Genomic DNA, 15642 nt, shown 5'->3' on the forward strand with positions numbered 1-15642 from the left:
GAAGTGCGAACTCTCTGTTTATCACATTGACTTGCGCACTGCTACCCGAATGTGTTGGACCGTGCACTTAGCACGTCGTGAGTGTGGTTTCAACCTTGGACTCAGGGATATTTTAACGATCGCGGAACGGGCATTTCGATGGTGAGAATTCCTGGTGTTCGAGGCCTGATAAGGCTTTCCGGCGGAGGGGATTGGGGGATGAATCGTGGGAATTCCTGGTACTTCGAGTGCTTCTCGTACCATCTTTCCAGCGCTTGCTGACGGTCGCGCAAGAATCTCGGTCGATGGGTCTTCGGTGGCAGGCGATGAGTTGGCCGGAAGCGTCGGCGCTGTTGCGGCCAGAGTGAGCGGAGCTCGTCGCGTGGCGGTCGATACTGCCGATCCGATATCGGCGATAATAGGAATCGCTGGAGTAATATTGGCCGGTGCTGCTGCAATTCCTTTGGCGGCGACGTTGGCTGCATCAGAACGGCAGCATATTCTTCGCGATTCTCAACCGGACATTGTGATTACCGAAGTTGATACGAGTGCGCGGGGCGCCCTGCCGAGCGCCCCCGCTGACGATACGGCGGCGTTGATCTTATATACCTCGGGTTCGACGGGAGCGCCCAAGGGCGTCGTACTGTCAAGGAAGGCGATCGCTTTCGATCTCGATGCGCTGTCGACTGCGTGGCACTGGGACGAGTCGGACACGTTGGCGCACGGGCTCCCGCTCACGCACGTGCACGGCCTTGTTTTCGGAGTCTTCGGACCGCTCCGCCTGGGTTCGGCACTGGAGTACACGCCCGGAACGTTGCGACCGGTGCCCGGGGCGTCGATGTATTTCGGAGTCCCCGCGCTGTGGGCGCTGTTGGGGGAGTATCAGCTGCAGGAGCTGCGCTCCGCCAGGTTGCTCGCTAGCGGCGCCGCGCCGCTGCGTACCGCGGTGTACGAGCGTATCGCCGCCATATCGGGGCATCGGATCATCGACCGCTACGCGCTGACCGAAACGCTGGTCAATACCACCCCGAGGATCGACGAGCCGCGTGGTCCCGGTCTCCTCGGAGGGCCACTACCCGGTGTTGAGGTGCAGTTGCGTGACGTCGGGCTGTCGGGCGGGATCGGTGAGGTGGCAGTACGTGGGCCCAACCTTTTCGATGGCTATCTGGGGCGTGACTCTGTGCTGGATGAGGATGGCTGGTTCGAGACCGGAGATCTGGCGCGCTGGGAACACGGTTCGTTGCAGTTGGCCGGCAGACGGGTCACCGACCTGATCAAAACCGCCGGCTATCGAGTCGGTGCGGGCGAGGTGGAGGATGCTCTGCTCACCCATCCCGCCGTTACGGAAGCAGCGGTGCTCGGCGTCGACGACGACCATTTGGGTCAACGGGTGACCGCGTGGGTGGTAACCACCGAACGCGTGGTCGCCGGAGAACTGGATCGGCATTTAGCCGAGTTGCTATCTCCGTACAAGCGTCCCGCCGATATTTACGTCGTGGGCGAGTTGCCGCGAAATCGCCTCGGCAAGATTCAGAAAGCCAGACTCCTGGAAGGGCTGCTTCGCTGATGGCATTTATTGACACAACATTGCAATTGCCCGCTCGCCAAAGTAAGCCACGTACTGGCGGGCTGACGATCGCAATCGACAGCGGTCTTCCTCATGGACTATTCGAGGATGTGCTGACCAGCTATGGAGAATTGATCGACACGGTCAAATTTGGCTGGGGAACTTCGCTCGCGTCTCCTGATTTCCGGCGAAAACTGCAGATTGCTGAGCGATGCGGTGTGGATTTCATGTTGGGTGGGACGCTCTTCGAAAAATATGTGAGCCAGGACCGCTTCGATGAATATCTTTCCTTGTGTGCAGACTTGGGCTGTCGGCTCGTCGAAATATCCAACGGGACGATCACTCTCGATTCGGGTGCGAAAGCGAAGTTCATCGAACGTGCGGCTTCGGACTTCACAGTGATCGCGGAGGTTGGATATAAAGACCAGCCGCGATCCGAGTTGTTTTCGCCGAGCCAGTGGATCGAGGCGATCCGATCGGATATCGATGCGGGGGCGGTCTACGTCCAGCTCGAGGCCAGAGAATCGGGATCCAGCGGTATCTGCAGGCCGGATGGTGAGCTGCGATTCGGCCTCATCGAGGACATTCTGCAGTCCGAAATCGCGATGGGCACAATTATTTTCGAAAGCCCGACCAAGATATTGCAGGCATACTTCGTAAACCGTATCGGCGCCGAGGTGAACCTCGGCAACATCGGCTTCCTGGACGTGATCGCGCTGGAAACCCTGCGACTCGGACTGCGCTCGGAGACACTTTTCGCCGACCCGGACGGGCCGGGCTTGTGACCGCTGACATCGCGGTTTCCGGTCCGTCGGCAGCCGTCGCACTGCAACTCGCAGGCCTGTGGCGTGAGATGTTCGGTGACGATCTGACTCGGACGGACGCCGATTTCTTTGCTCTCGGCGGTACCTCGCTGAGCGCTATCTCATTTCTGGGCAAGATTCGTGAGACCTGCGGGCGCGCAATCGGATTGGATGCCCTGAGGTCCCATCCGACACTGGCCGCTTTGAGTGCGCACGTCTGCGCCACTCCGGTCGACAAGCTGCCGGATCCGCTAGTGCTGATCAATGCCGGTATTGCTGGAACTCCGCTGGTGTGCCTACATTCCCTCACCGGCACGGCGGTGCGTTACCAGAGCCTCGCCGAGAACTTTCCCGCCGCGCGAATGTATGCGTTCCAATCGGCCGGGCTGCTGGGTGGTGTCCACGCCTGTGAGACGCTGGAAGCTCTCGCTGATCAGTACGCTCGCCGGTGGATTGCCGAGCAGGAAAGCGCGGGGATACTGCTCGGATACTCGTTCGGTGGAGTTCTTGCCAACGCCGTGGCGCGGCGACTGGACGCTCTCGGGAAGCCACCGCTGCTTCTGATCCTGATCGACGTTCGATTGAATCGCATTGGCCTGTCCAGCAGTCTATTTCGAACCGAGGCCCTGCGGCTGCTCGGTGGATCATTGGGCCTCGCTGCTGAGTTGTCCGCCATCCACGACGACGCGCTCACCGTTGAGGCGCTGGCCGAAGCCGTACGAGCGTCCGGTCCCGGCGCACCTGATTGGTCCACGGCTGATCTCGCGATGTGGGGGGAAGTGATGGCGACGCACCTGCGGTTGCTCGCTGACCACCAGTTTGAGCCTTACAGTGGCGCAACAGGTTTCATAGTTGCCTCGCAAAGCGGGCCGCCGACGTGGCGCGACACCGACGATGCCGAGCTGATCGCGCTGGCCGGCGACCATTACAGCATTTTCGACAGCGGTTCCCAATGGCGGTTGGCGGCAGCCATCGCGACCCTCATCCGGCGTCTCGCCGCGTCGGCAGATTGGAACGTGTTGTTATGAGCGGCGGTTCGGCGACACTGACCGTCTCGCAGCGTGCTTTGCTGGCGGGCCTGGCGATCGACAACTTCGGCTCCGGTCTGTTCCTGCCGCTGACCTTGGTGTACCTGACCCGGGAGTCTGGGCTGACACTCGGTGCTGCGGCGACCGTTCTGGCCGCAGCGACCATCCTGAGTGTGTTCGCTCCCGCCGTTGTCATGCGGGTGATCGGCACTGTCGGCGCACGGCAAGTGGTGATTGCCGCACAGTTGATTCAAGCCGCCGGGTTGACGATCTATCTTCTGTCGACCGGGATCGCAGGCGCGGCGCTGGCGGCGTTCCTGATGGCAACCGGGATCCAGACCTTTTACAGTGCGCTGCTCGGCTTGATCGCAGACACCGCGCCACGGGGGCCGAAGGATCGCGCGTACGCGTTCGTCGCGATGGTGCGAGCGGGTGCCTTCGGAGTGGGAACCGTTGTTGCGGGTGCAGCGCTGTCTCTGCACACGGTGATCGATCTGCGCGTGCTGGCCACGTTCGACGTCGTCACTTTCCTGATTGCCGGTGCCATCCTGGCTAGGTTCGTGCACCCGCATCATGCGATCGAAACTCGGACCGATCGGGGTCGGGGGCTGACAGCGTCGTCGCGCGAATTCGTTGCGGTGCTGGCGCTGTGCGCGCTCGTCGCCCTGCCGGTGGACTTCCTGCTCGTAGGGTTTCCCGTCTTCGCCACCGATGTACTGCGCACCCCGCCGATCGTGGTCGGTGTGAGCCTGGCCGTATCCGCGGTGACGTCCAGTGTGGCCGGGCCATTGCTGATTCGTCTCACCGATTCCTGGAGCCGTACACGGTCCATCGCAGTCGGTATCGGGGGTGCCATGATCTGGTGCACGAGCCTGCTCGTAGCGCCCTGGCTGCCTGGAACTCTACTGCCGGTGTGGATTCCGGTGGCCACCGTGATGTTGTCGGTCGGATCGCTGTTGTGCACAGCGCGCCTTACCGCGATGGCCGAGGCCGCGGTGCCCGTCGATCAGCGCGCGCGGCAGCTCGCTCTCCTGCAGTACTCGTTCACCGCAGCGCAGATCAGCGCCCCATTGCTCGGCGGACTGATCGAGCCGATAGCCGCCCTGCCCTGGCTGATCTTGCTGCTCACCTCTGTCACGGCGCTGACATTGCTGCGTTGGCTGGGGCGGCGCCTCGGCGCCGCGGCCAGCAGTCCCGCCGCACTGCACGCCGACTGACCGATATCGACCGATAGGAGCCTTCCGATGCGATCCACACAAGACGCATTTCACATTGCCGTCCCGGCCCGGAATCTGGCGGACGCCGAGGAGTTCTACCGTCGGCAGCTGGGGTGCGCATTGGCCCGCCGCTACGACGACCGCCTGACGTTCGACTTCTTCGGTGACCAACTGGTGTGCCATCTTTCACCTGAGGAGCCTGTCGTCGAGCCCGCCTTGTATCCCAGGCACTTCGGTATCACCTTCCGCGATCGGACAGATTTCGACAACCTGCTGCGGCTTGTCGAGATCCGCAAGCTCGCTGTATTTCGCCCGGCGCAGCTGCGCTTCGAAGGAACGGTAGAGGAACACAGCACGGTGGTGCTCGTGGATCCGACCGGAAACCTGCTCGAGTTCAAGCACTACCTCGACCCTCGGATGATGTATTGAGCACCGCATCGAGCGCGGTGGGGGGCATTGAAAACGCTCCAGCGCAGAAGGTTTCATCGAGAAGCCCAGCGAGTGCATACCCAGGATTTCAGGCGTCGCCGACCGTGAGCGAGGACTCGGGCTCTGAGGTGCTGCACCGGTTGGTTGGTCGTTCGGTGATCTCGATTCGGGATGTCACCCGTCGAGAAATGCTGGCGCTGTTCGCACTCGCCGCCCGGCTGGAGAAGATTGTCACCAGGCCGCCGTCACTGGCAGGGATCATCGTCATCACCGCGTTCTTCGAACCCAGCACACGCACACGACTGTCGTTCGAATCGGCCGCGCATCGTCTTGGCGGCGCTGTGATCAGCGTTGCCGATATGCGCACCACCAGCATCGACAAGGGTGAGTCGTTGTCCGACACCGGGGTGATGTTCGACAGCTATGCAGATGTCGTGGTGCTGCGCCACCCCGACACACACGCCGTCGATCAGCTTCGGGCAAGCGGGATATCGATTCCGGTCATCAACGGGGGCAACGGGATCGATGAGCATCCGACTCAGGCGATGGCGGATTGGTACACGCTCCTGAATTGGCGACCTGCACTGGCCGAAGAGCACCCGTCCGAAGCGGATCAGATCTCACTGTGCCTCGTCGGTACACCCCGGCGAATGCGTTCACTGCGCAGCTTCCTGATAGCGGCCGCCGTGCATTTCCCGACGGCGTTGCGGGCGGTCACCGTGGTTTCCGACGAGCCCGAGCCACTCGACGCCGATCTGGTCGACCTGCTGAACCGGCAACGAATCGAATACCGCTGTACCGGCGACTTTCACACCATCGCAGGCGAGGCCGACGTGATCTATCAGAACGCGTTGGCACCCGCTGGCGGCCGATATCAACCCCTTGGTCCTGCGGTACGCATTGACGCCGACACGCCGTTGAAGCCATCGGCAGTGGTTATGCACCCGCTGGCACGTCGTGGCGAGCTGGGCGCCGATCTGGACTCCACTGCGCACAACCTGTACTTCAGGCAGGCCGCAGGGGCGGTGCCCGTGCGGCAAGCGCTGCTGCTGGCGATCACAGGCCGCTTCGCTCCGGAATTCGATACCACGGGGGAGGACTGACATATGTGCGGGATGGCTGGCTATCTCACTCGTGATCGGCTGGGCTCCGACACTTTTCGCGTTCTCCGAGGAATGCTCGCGACCCTCGCCCATCGTGGGCCGGACGGTCCAGGCCAGGTGATCGAGCCCGATGCGGGTCTGGCGATGGGGCACGTTCGGCTGGCCATCAATGACCCGAGATCTACAGCGGCACAACCGCTGGTTTCCTCGGATGGCGCGATCATTGCGACCGTCACCGGTGAGTTCTACGGCTTCCGACGGCTGCGCGCCGAATTGACAGCACAAGGCGAGCGATTCACCACTAAATCCGACAGTGAACTGGTGATCGCGTTGTACCGGCGCTACGGCACCGATTTCGTCGAGCATCTACGCGGCGAGTTCGCGATCGCCCTGGTCGATCTTCAGCGCGATCGTCTGGTGTTGGCGCGCGACCGATTCGGTGTTCGTCCGCTGTTCTATCACTGCGGTGCCACGTTGTTCGGATGGGCGTCGGAAGCCAAAGCACTGCTGGCTCATCCGGCGATTCCGCAGCGGCTCGACCGGGCCGCTGCGGTGAACCAGCTGACGCAAGTCATGGTCCCGGGCACTACGGCATTCGAATCGATCGTGGCGATCCGGCCCGGACATGTGGTCACCGTGGACCGTGTACCCAACGGGTTTCAGGTCCGTGCGCGCCAGTATTGGGATCTGGAATTCCCTGCCGACGGCGGCTGGGACGAGGGCGACGCCGAGTCGCACGTTCAGGCGGTGCGTGAGGCGGTCGTCGATGCCGTCGAGGTGCGTTTGGACGCCGATGTCGCTGTCGGACATTATCTTTCGGGCGGCATGGACAGTGGGGCGCTGCTCGGGGTGGCCGCAGCGCTGTCGCAACGTCCGATCGAGGCGTTGACGATAGGTTTCGAAGACCCCGCCTATGACGAATCTGCCATCGCCTCGAAGGTCGCCGCCTACAACGGCATGGAACTGACGGTGCGGCGGGTAGCGGATGAGGAGTTGTACGGCGAGGCCTTCGTGCAGGCGGTGTGGCACAGCGAACGGACGTTCTACAACACTCTGGGCGTAGCGAAGTTGCACCTCGCGGCTACCGCGCGCGAACACGGCCTGCGGGCGGTGCTGTCGGGGGAGGGTGCGGACGAACTCTTCGCCGGATACCCGGCCTTCGCCCTCGATCACGTCGGCGGATTGACCAACCCGGCCGATTCTCTCGTCCTCGGCGCCACCGTAGCTGTCCGACCACAACGACACCCGGCCTTCGACCGCAGAATGGGATTCACGCCCGGGTGGGTACAGCCATGGGTGTCGACTTGGAATACCGTGCGCCCGTTGCTCGCAGACGGACTCCTGGCCGACCTCGGCGGCTACGAACCGCTGGAAGCCGTTGCCGAGCAACTGGATCCGGCGCGCATCGAAGGCCGGGCCAGGCTCGATCGCGCCCAGTACAGCTGGATCAAGACAATGCTCGAGGGGCAGATCCTCAATTGGGGTGGCGACCGGGTGGATATGGCGCACGCCATCGAATGCCGCCCGGTCCTGTTGGATCATCGGATCGCCGAGGTCGCGGCCCGGGTCCCACCCGGACTGCGCATTCGCGATGGTGTCGAGAAGTGGGTACTGAGAGAGGCGTTGCGCCACGCGATGCCCGAATTCCTCTATCGGCGTCGGAAGTTCGCGTTCATGGCGCCACCCGCACATCGCTCGTCGGGGCGCACTGAGCTGCTGTCACGGCTGGATGGGAAGTACCTGACGCGGGATCGGATCGCGGAGGTGGGCATCTGTGATGCCGATCGCACGATCAGGTTCCTGACCGAGGTGCCCTTGGAACCTGCACGTGCCAACGAGCACGACAAGATCCACAACCACCTACTGGGTCTGCACATCCTGCACGACCTGTATACGCGATGAAGGAGGACCAGTGATGACCGTACGTCCCGCACCACGGATTTCGGGGTTGCCCGCTGCGCGCCCTGAGGCGGGTGACTGGGCGGCCTACGGAGGGCTGCCGGTCGTGATCGAGGGCGTGGCCGATAAATGGGCGGCGGTGGACAAGTGGAACGCCGAGGATCTGGTGACACGCGCTGGACACCACGAAGTCACCGCGTTCGTCACCGACGAGTCGCTGCAGGGAACGGTTCTGCAGCAGATCAACAGGAAGGTGACGACAAGCTTCGGAGCCGTCATCGACCACATCTTCGACGTGCGGCGACACGACGAGAAACTGTCCTACTACCTCCGCGTCGAGCCAGGATCCGCTGTGTACGAGGAACTCTCGTCGGACTTCGACATTCCGGACACTGGAAGGGAGTTCAATCCTGCATGGACGGGAATCTGGATGGGGCAGCGCGGCAATTCGACCCCCTTTCACAATGATCAGTGGCATGGCCTCCTGTTCCAGATCTCGGGCCACAAGCGGTACACGATGGTGCATCCGTTCGATGCGCCACGGTTGCAACGCGATTGGCCGGCGGAATCGCGCTACGACCTGTCCCACGCCCCGGTGCTGGCGGAGGACGCCCCGGTGCTGAACGAACTCGAACAGGTCTACCAGGGCGTACTTGCTCCTGGCGAGGTGCTGTACGTTCCGCCGTTCTGGATGCACCAGGTCGTCACCCTCGACGATGGGAATATCTCGATGCCCATCCGCTTCGATACCTCGCAGTCACCGGACGTCTCGCTGTTCCAGTTCAGCCAGCGATCCTCACTGCGTGACCTGACCAATCAACCGGTCGTGGATGTCGACACGATCGTGCAGTTCCTGCGACGCAACCGGGCACATTTCGACTCTCTCGAACAAGAATTCGCCGAAGCGATTGTGCGAGTCCGGAACCTGGAGGTCACCGCGACGGAGCTGGTCGACGCCGTCGAACGACGAGCAGCAGGAGCCTGAGATGGGATCATTTCTCGACGAAGCCATCGCCGCCTCCGGCCCGGCGTGGGATCGGTACCACGATCATCCGTGGTTCGAGGCGCTGGAGAACGGCGAGCTACCGATCGATCAGTTCGTGCGGTTCCAATTGGAGGACGCCCCCTTCATCCCGTATCTGCACCAGACTGTCGCGCTTGCCTTGTCGAAGGCGCCGACCGGTTCGACCTGGTCGAGGGCAGCGACAACGTTGCTGAGCGAGGTCTTCGTGGCGAACGAACTTGCCAACAAACGTGAGATCCTCGAATCGCTGGGTGTGCGGGATCCACGATTCGATCGCTGGGCGCTATCACCGCGGCGCGAGGGCTACGCCAATCATATACTTCGCGCCGCCCTCGAAGGCCCGGCGGCCGACACCGCCGCCGCCTTGCTGCCGTGCACGTTCTTCACTCGAGTGGTGGGTCGGCGCTTCGAATCGGTGGACATCAAAGGCCCCGAAGCGTATCGGCGTTGGGCACGTATCTACGCGGACAAGCAGATGTATCACATCGTCGATGCTCACGAAGGCCTGATCGATGATGAGCTGGCACGTGAGCCGAGTCGTCGTGATCACTTGATCCGGTTGTTCGTGCGCAGCACACAGCATCAGGTCGCCGTGTTCGACGATGCGCTCGAACCCGGCCCGGCGTGGCCGCAAGTCGGTCTCGCCGACTTCGAACCGCAGCGGATCGAGCTGTGAGCCCAACACCGTCGGGACAGGCCGACGCCGCGTTGGGTTGTCTGCGGGCAGTATTCGGTGAGGGTGTAGAACTCGCACCGGCGCACGTTGATTGGGACAATCGGGCAGTCTTCCGCGCCACCCTTCCGGCTGGCGATCGTGCCATAGTGAAAGTCGACTGCGATGCCATCCGACATCACCGTGAGACCGCCGGACTGCGGGCGGCCGCAGCCTCGGGTGTCGAGGTGCCTCGTGTGCGATGGCATGGTCGGCAGGCAGGCCACGATCCGTGGATCTTGGTCCTCGATGAGATCCCCGCCACGAGCTCCCTGGCCGACGGGCACGGTTCCTGGCGTACAGCAGGAGCGATGGTACGTGCGTTGCACGAGACTCCAATCCCTGCAGGCATGGCGATGTTCGGTGGGGGAGTGGGCGATTGGGAGAACTACGTCGATCATCGGATTGCGGTGGAGTCACGTTTCGCAGTCGACCGCGGACTGCTGAGTCACAGCGAATCCGACGCGGTACGGCGGTACGCGGCACAGCGGCTCACCCAGGTGAGTCCTGCACATCCGGTTCTGGTACACGGTGATCTGCAGGCCCGGCACGTGCTTGTGCACGGCGAACGGGTGGTGCTCATCGACTTCGGCGATGTCGGCTGGGGCGATGCCGCAATGGATCTCGTCGTCTTGACGCACTTCGCCCCGGACCAGCTGCCTGTGGTCCTCGACGGCTACAACGCCGACGAGCAGTTGCGAGCGCGGGTGGCGGCATTGGGTCCGGTGTACTCATTGTGGCGCAATCTGTTCGTTTCGCGCTGGTACTTCGAGAACGCGTTCGAGCAGCACCGCAACTCCGAGCTAGCACGCCGAATCGTGACCACGGTCATCATGCCGACACGGCGTCCAACTGCGATCCCTCTCGAATGCGAGGCTGTGCTGGTCGATTTCGACGGCCTGTTGATTGATACCGAGTACGCCGGCTGGCGTTCGTGGAACGAGCTGTACGCGAGATTCGGTGGCACCGTTGCGATCGAGGAGTGGGCAGGCCGAGCAGGCAGCAACGACCCCTTCTCACCTTGGGATGAACTCGAACGGCTCGCCGGAACGCCGGTCGATCGCACCGGGTTGGAACAGGAGCGCAGAGTCCGCCGCGACATGTTGCTCACGGTGCTGCCTGGTGCTCAGGACTTCCTGAACCGTTGTCGGGTACGGGGATTGACGATTGGACTGGTCAGCAATTCCCCGATGAAATGGATCGGACGCCAGCTCGCCGCACTCGGGATCGGTGTCGACGCGTTCGATGTGATCGTTCCCGGCACCGGACACGCTCCCAAACCCGCACCGGACGGCTACCTGAAAGCCCTTGCGGCCCTGGGTCTGACCGCCGATCGGGCGATTGCGTTCGAGGATTCGGCGCGCGGCGTCGAGGCGGCTTGCAACGCCGGGTTGCGGTGCGTGGCTGTACCTAATCGCGTGACGATGCACAACGACTTCACCCATGCCGACCTCGTAGTTTCAGGCCTCGAACAGGTCGAGCCGATCCCAGCGATCGCACACACCGACCAGGTGGCGTTGTGAGCGCGTTCCCCGACATCGACGAACTACAGGTGGTCACCACCGAATCCGCATTCACCATCGATTCTGTGCACGAGCCGCTGTTCATCACCGATGCGGTCGGGACGGGGTTGGAACGGTTCGACGAACTAGTGTCGATGCGACGACGGGTCACACCCAGCCGCGCCGAATACGCCATGTTCGCCGCGTACGGCGCCGCCTTGCGGTCGGCCGCGCTCCGCGGTGGAGTCGGTGCTGCGCTTGTCGACCGTGCTGGCGAGATTGTCGCGCTCGGCACGGCCGAGGTGCCGGTCGGGGGCGGTGGCCAATACTGGGACGGAGACCCCGCCGACGCACGAGATTTCGTGTTGGGCTCCGACCCGGCAACTGTGGCTCGGAGCGAAACAGTCACTGCGTTGCTGTCGGTCCTGACGGCGCGCTTCCACGTCACACTCCCGCAATCGGCCGCCGAGATTGCAGAGAGTCTTCTGCGTGAGTTCGACACCGATCAAGGATCGTTCGGTGTTGGCCACGGTGGCAGCGCAGCACAGAGTTTCGAATCGCTCGGCCGCGTGGTGCACGCCGAAATGGCCGCGTTGCTGTCCGCGGCGCGCAGCGGCATGGCCGTGACTGGCCACAGCCTGTACGTTACGGCACTGCCGTGCCGCCAATGCCTGCGTCATCTCGTCTACGCCGGTCTCGAGCAGGTGGTGTATTTCGGTCCCCGACTGCCGGATCCGCCTCTGTTTCACCGTGATTCAGTGACCGTCGGTTCGCACGAGGAGCGACGGCTCGAGCTGTCGCCGTTCCTCGGCGTGGCACCCGGCGCCTACCCGCTGCTCTTCATCCGTCAGATGCGGAATTTCCGCCAAGCCAGGAGTGGAACCTCATGAGTACTAGCGATACCGATCGAACGAGCACTACGGCGAGCCTGCTCGGCGTACGCACGGTATTCGTCGCGGGCCCCTTCTACAAACTGGTCGATCCCGTGACCGGCGCCATGCGCGCCGAAGATCGTGAGCGTTTCGAATGGCTCATCGACTATTTCGAAGGTCGCGGCTGCCTGGTGTACAACGCCCACAGGCGCGAGCACTGGGGCGAAGCATTTCTCGAGCCTGATGATTTCACTCGCCTCGATTATGAGGAGATCGCCACAGCCGATCTGCTTGTGGCCGTTCCCGGGCCCCCGGCCTCACTGGGTACCCATATCGAACTCGGGTGGGCCTCAGCGCTGGGCAAGCCGATCCTGCTGCTGCTCGAGCGTGGAGAGGAGTACGCACTGATGGTCTACGGACTACGTCACGTCACGCGCACCGCCATTGTGGAAACCGTTGGCGGACAGTTCGACACCGCCGCGTTCGAACAGGCACTCTCCGATTTGGTCGGCCCATGAACAACCCTGCGATCGCACGGCCGATCCACACGATCACCGATTCCGAAGTGCGGGAGGCGCTCTGGGATATCTGTCCGGACCTTGCTGTAACCGAGATCTCCGCCGGGCCGACCAGCTACAGCAACAGGCTCTGGCACGCTGACAGCGACATTGGTCCGCTCCTGGTGCGCATCCCAGGCCGCACCACCGACCCAGAGGATCTGCGCGCATCCGTCGAGGCGACTCGGATCGCATCTGAAGCCGGAATCCCGACCGTCCACTATCACGCCTTCGCCGCCACCACGCGATTCGGCCTACCTGTCCTGGTTCAGCATCTGACCCCGGGCGAAAACGCGACGACAGCGCTGCGGGCAGGACGGGGCAACATCGCCGAGGTCGCGGCCCAGCTCGGTGCTTGGATCGGTCGATTGCACACCATTCGTCGTGACACGATCGGCTCAGTCCTGGACCCGAACGGACCCGTCGACTGGGCCGACGTGGTACGAGAACGAGTACGCGACACGTTGCGCACACTCCCAGCGGGGGCGCTGCCTGCTGCTGCCTCCGATATCGAGCGCGCCTTCGCGGTTGTGGTCGCAGCATCGGGTCCGCCGGAACGGCCTTCGCTACTACATGGCGACCTCTACCTGGACAACGTGCTGGTCACCGACGAGAAGCCGACGGTTCTGCTGGATTTCGAGCACGCCCGATTCGGGGATAGATTCACCGACTTCGGCAAGCTGACCGAGCTGGTCTTCGAATGGTGGCCCGGCAGCGAAGAGCCGTTCCTTCAGGCCTACTCCGAGTACTTTCCTAGCGAACCGGCCGACGCCGCCAGGCTTCAGTTGGGCAACGGACTCTACGCCCTGACACAGATCGGCTACTTCGCCCGTTGGCAACCCGACCTAGTGCCGTTCTATCGCTCCCGACTCGCCGACTGGTTGTTGCTATGACCTCTCCCTCCCCACTCACTTTCGACACCTTCGAGCAGGCGTACCTCAGTCATCTGCGTCGTGTGCGCGACGAACCCGAGTACAGCAACGCTCCGCGCGGACAACACAGCCGCGAAATCCTCGGGGTGACTTATCGTTTGGCGAACCCGCGCGAACGTATCGTTCGGGTGCCGGAACGCCGCACGAACATCGTGTTCAACTTCGCCGAAGCACTGTGGTACCTGTCCGGGTCCAACTCGTTGGACTTCATCGAACACTACGCGCCGTCTATCGGGCAGTACTCGGCCGACGGGCGCACACTGCGTGGCACTGCATATGGTCCGCGCATCTTCCATTCCGGCGCAGCAGGGTTCGATCAATGGTCGAGCGTCGTGAGCACGTTGCGGGCAGATCCGGATTCCAAGCGTGCGCTGATTCAGATCTTCGCGCCAGAAGAGCTTCTGGTCGCCGACAATATCGACGTCGCGTGCACTATCGGGCTGCAATACTTTGTGCGCGAAGGCCGTTTGCATTCAATCGCCTTCATGCGGGCCAACGACGCCTACCGAGGTACGGTCAGTGACGTATTCTCCTTCACGCTGCTGCAGGAGGTTCTCGCCAGGCAACTTGACCTGGAGCTCGGTGGCTATACCCATGTCGCGGGCTCCTATCACCTCTATGCAGTTGATGACCTGCGTGCGGATGAAGTACTGGCACACAGTGATTCGAAGGCATACGGTGAAGCGTTCCCTGCGATGCCGACCGGAGACAACTGGCCGGCTATCCGTGCGGTCCTCGAGCTGGAGGGCCTGCTCCGCTCGAACCGAATCCGACTGCGGCGCAGCGATATCGGGTCCTTGGGACTGCCGCATTATTGGATGCAGATCGTAATCCTCTTCGCGCTGTATGCCTGTCGCCGACATAATGGGGCGATCGACACAGAGCTGCTCGATGAGCTCGACCCGCTGTATCGCCGCCTACTCGAGAACTGCTGGCGGGCAGGTTATGCCGCATTGCGCTGATTCCGCGCCGACCCCACGAATACCGGTCGGCCTGACGATTGGGTCCTCAGATTCCAGCGGTGGCGCTGGGATTCAAGGCGACATCAAGGCGATGGCATCCATCGGGTGCTACACAGCGACGGCCATCGTCGGTGTCACGGCACAGAACACATGCGGCGTATCGGACCGATTCACAATATCCGTGCCGATGATGCTCGCCCAATTGGATACGGTCTGCGCCGATATCGACATCGACGCAATCAAGATCGGTACCACTTGGAGCGCGGACCACATCACGGCCATAGCCGACTGGCTGAAGGGCAGATCAGTTCCGGTCGTCGTGGATCCGGTCATGGTGACCGCCGCGGGTGCGAGCCTGGGCGACCGCCGAGCAATATCCGCGCTCCGCCGCCGCCTGCTGCCGCTGGCCACCATCGTTACTCCAAACCTCGAGGAAGCCCGCCTACTCATCGGTTCAATCGATGCGACACCCCGGCAAGCGGCCGAGCAACTTGTCGCATCAGGTGTCTCGGCTGTGATTGTCACCTGCGGCGGCCCCGCGGGTGGCGAATGGTACGCGGACACCGAGTCGTCGCACGAAGTGTCGCGGCCGGGACACTGGACAGGCGCTGAACACGGGGCTGGCTGTACACATTCAGCGCTCATCACCGGCTTCCTGGCTCTAGGCATGGACGTTCGTACGGCCGCCGAAACGGCGACCGCGCACACGGCCGCCGCCGTGCGTGACGGTCTGCGGTCGGTCGGGCAAGGTGTCCATCCTGTCGATGCCCTGAACCTCGCCTCGCGGAGGCTTTCCTGATGAAAGACGCCCGATTCGGCGCACGCATCGGCACCCAGATCATTGTTCGGCGGCCCTGCGGATCGGTGCTACCGCTTGTGCGTCACGCTGTCGAAGTGGCTCACAAGCGAACTGAGACAGCACAAATGGCTCGAATCGCCAGCGTCCGACGACTCGCAGATCAGCGTATGGGCAAGTGCGTTTCGCAAGAAGTTGGCGCCCGGCGGCTCCCGTCGTATCCCGGTGATTCCCGCGTGATCGTGCTCGAAGTGGGAGGC

15 protein-coding genes are annotated in these 15642 nt (G+C 62.8%); all 15 read left to right on the forward strand.

Features of this window, described 5'->3' with window-relative positions; translation table 11 throughout:
• The first annotated feature begins 361 nt into the window (after window positions 1-361).
• Window positions 362-1546, forward strand: a complete 1185-nt coding sequence (locus tag ACYVN4_RS23845; RefSeq protein ID WP_460724211.1) for an AMP-binding protein — start codon at window positions 362-364, stop codon at window positions 1544-1546.
• Complete coding sequence (locus ACYVN4_RS23850) at window positions 1546-2331, forward strand: phosphosulfolactate synthase (RefSeq protein ID WP_460724212.1); 786 nt, start codon at window positions 1546-1548, stop codon at window positions 2329-2331. The genes ACYVN4_RS23845 and ACYVN4_RS23850 overlap by 1 nt, the downstream gene beginning before the upstream one ends.
• Window positions 2328-3377 carry a thioesterase domain-containing protein gene (locus ACYVN4_RS23855; protein WP_460724213.1) on the forward strand — a complete coding sequence of 350 codons (1050 nt, stop codon included), beginning with the start codon at window positions 2328-2330 and terminating at the stop codon, window positions 3375-3377. Before ACYVN4_RS23850 ends, ACYVN4_RS23855 begins: the two co-directional genes overlap by 4 nt.
• Window positions 3302-4594, forward strand: coding sequence for an MFS transporter (locus ACYVN4_RS23860; protein WP_460724214.1), 1293 nt, complete (start codon window positions 3302-3304; stop codon window positions 4592-4594). Before ACYVN4_RS23855 ends, ACYVN4_RS23860 begins: the two co-directional genes overlap by 76 nt.
• 27 nt (window positions 4595-4621) lie before the next feature.
• Entirely contained in the window at window positions 4622-5023 is a 402-nt protein-coding gene (locus ACYVN4_RS23865) for a VOC family protein (protein WP_460724215.1), read from the forward strand.
• 104 nt (window positions 5024-5127) lie between these two features.
• Entirely contained in the window at window positions 5128-6126 is a 999-nt protein-coding gene (locus ACYVN4_RS23870) for an aspartate/ornithine carbamoyltransferase family protein (protein ID WP_460724216.1), read from the forward strand.
• A 12-nt stretch (window positions 6127-6138) separates the two neighbouring features.
• On the forward strand, window positions 6139-8028 hold the full coding sequence (asnB, locus tag ACYVN4_RS23875; protein ID WP_460724217.1) for an asparagine synthase (glutamine-hydrolyzing): 1890 nt from the start codon (window positions 6139-6141) through the stop codon (window positions 8026-8028).
• A 46-nt stretch (window positions 8029-8074) separates the two neighbouring features.
• Window positions 8075-9010 (forward strand): cupin-like domain-containing protein, encoded by a 936-nt coding sequence (locus ACYVN4_RS23880; RefSeq protein WP_460724218.1) that lies wholly within the window; start codon window positions 8075-8077, stop codon window positions 9008-9010.
• Window position 9011: 1 nt separating this feature from the next.
• The gene (locus ACYVN4_RS23885) at window positions 9012-9725 is read left to right on the forward strand and encodes a TenA family protein (RefSeq protein ID WP_460724219.1); all 714 of its coding nucleotides are present in this window, start codon (window positions 9012-9014) and stop codon (window positions 9723-9725) included.
• On the forward strand, window positions 9722-11284 hold the full coding sequence (locus tag ACYVN4_RS23890; RefSeq protein WP_460724220.1) for an HAD-IA family hydrolase: 1563 nt from the start codon (window positions 9722-9724) through the stop codon (window positions 11282-11284). The genes ACYVN4_RS23885 and ACYVN4_RS23890 overlap by 4 nt, the downstream gene beginning before the upstream one ends.
• Window positions 11281-12153 (forward strand): deoxycytidylate deaminase, encoded by an 873-nt coding sequence (locus tag ACYVN4_RS23895; protein ID WP_460724221.1) that lies wholly within the window; start codon window positions 11281-11283, stop codon window positions 12151-12153. The genes ACYVN4_RS23890 and ACYVN4_RS23895 overlap by 4 nt, the downstream gene beginning before the upstream one ends.
• Window positions 12150-12653: a nucleoside 2-deoxyribosyltransferase gene (locus ACYVN4_RS23900; RefSeq protein ID WP_460724222.1), complete on the forward strand. Its 504-nt coding sequence runs from the start codon at window positions 12150-12152 to the stop codon at window positions 12651-12653. Before ACYVN4_RS23895 ends, ACYVN4_RS23900 begins: the two co-directional genes overlap by 4 nt.
• Entirely contained in the window at window positions 12650-13585 is a 936-nt protein-coding gene (locus tag ACYVN4_RS23905; RefSeq protein WP_460724223.1) for a phosphotransferase family protein, read from the forward strand. The genes ACYVN4_RS23900 and ACYVN4_RS23905 overlap by 4 nt, the downstream gene beginning before the upstream one ends.
• On the forward strand, window positions 13582-14586 hold the full coding sequence (locus ACYVN4_RS23910) for a thymidylate synthase (RefSeq protein ID WP_460724224.1): 1005 nt from the start codon (window positions 13582-13584) through the stop codon (window positions 14584-14586). The genes ACYVN4_RS23905 and ACYVN4_RS23910 overlap by 4 nt, the downstream gene beginning before the upstream one ends.
• A complete protein-coding gene (locus tag ACYVN4_RS23915) occupies window positions 14570-15385 on the forward strand; it encodes a PfkB family carbohydrate kinase (protein WP_460724665.1) in 816 nt (271 codons plus the stop codon). Before ACYVN4_RS23910 ends, ACYVN4_RS23915 begins: the two co-directional genes overlap by 17 nt.
• Window positions 15386-15642: the final 257 nt, after the last annotated feature.

Source organism: Nocardia heshunensis, assembly GCF_054782115.1.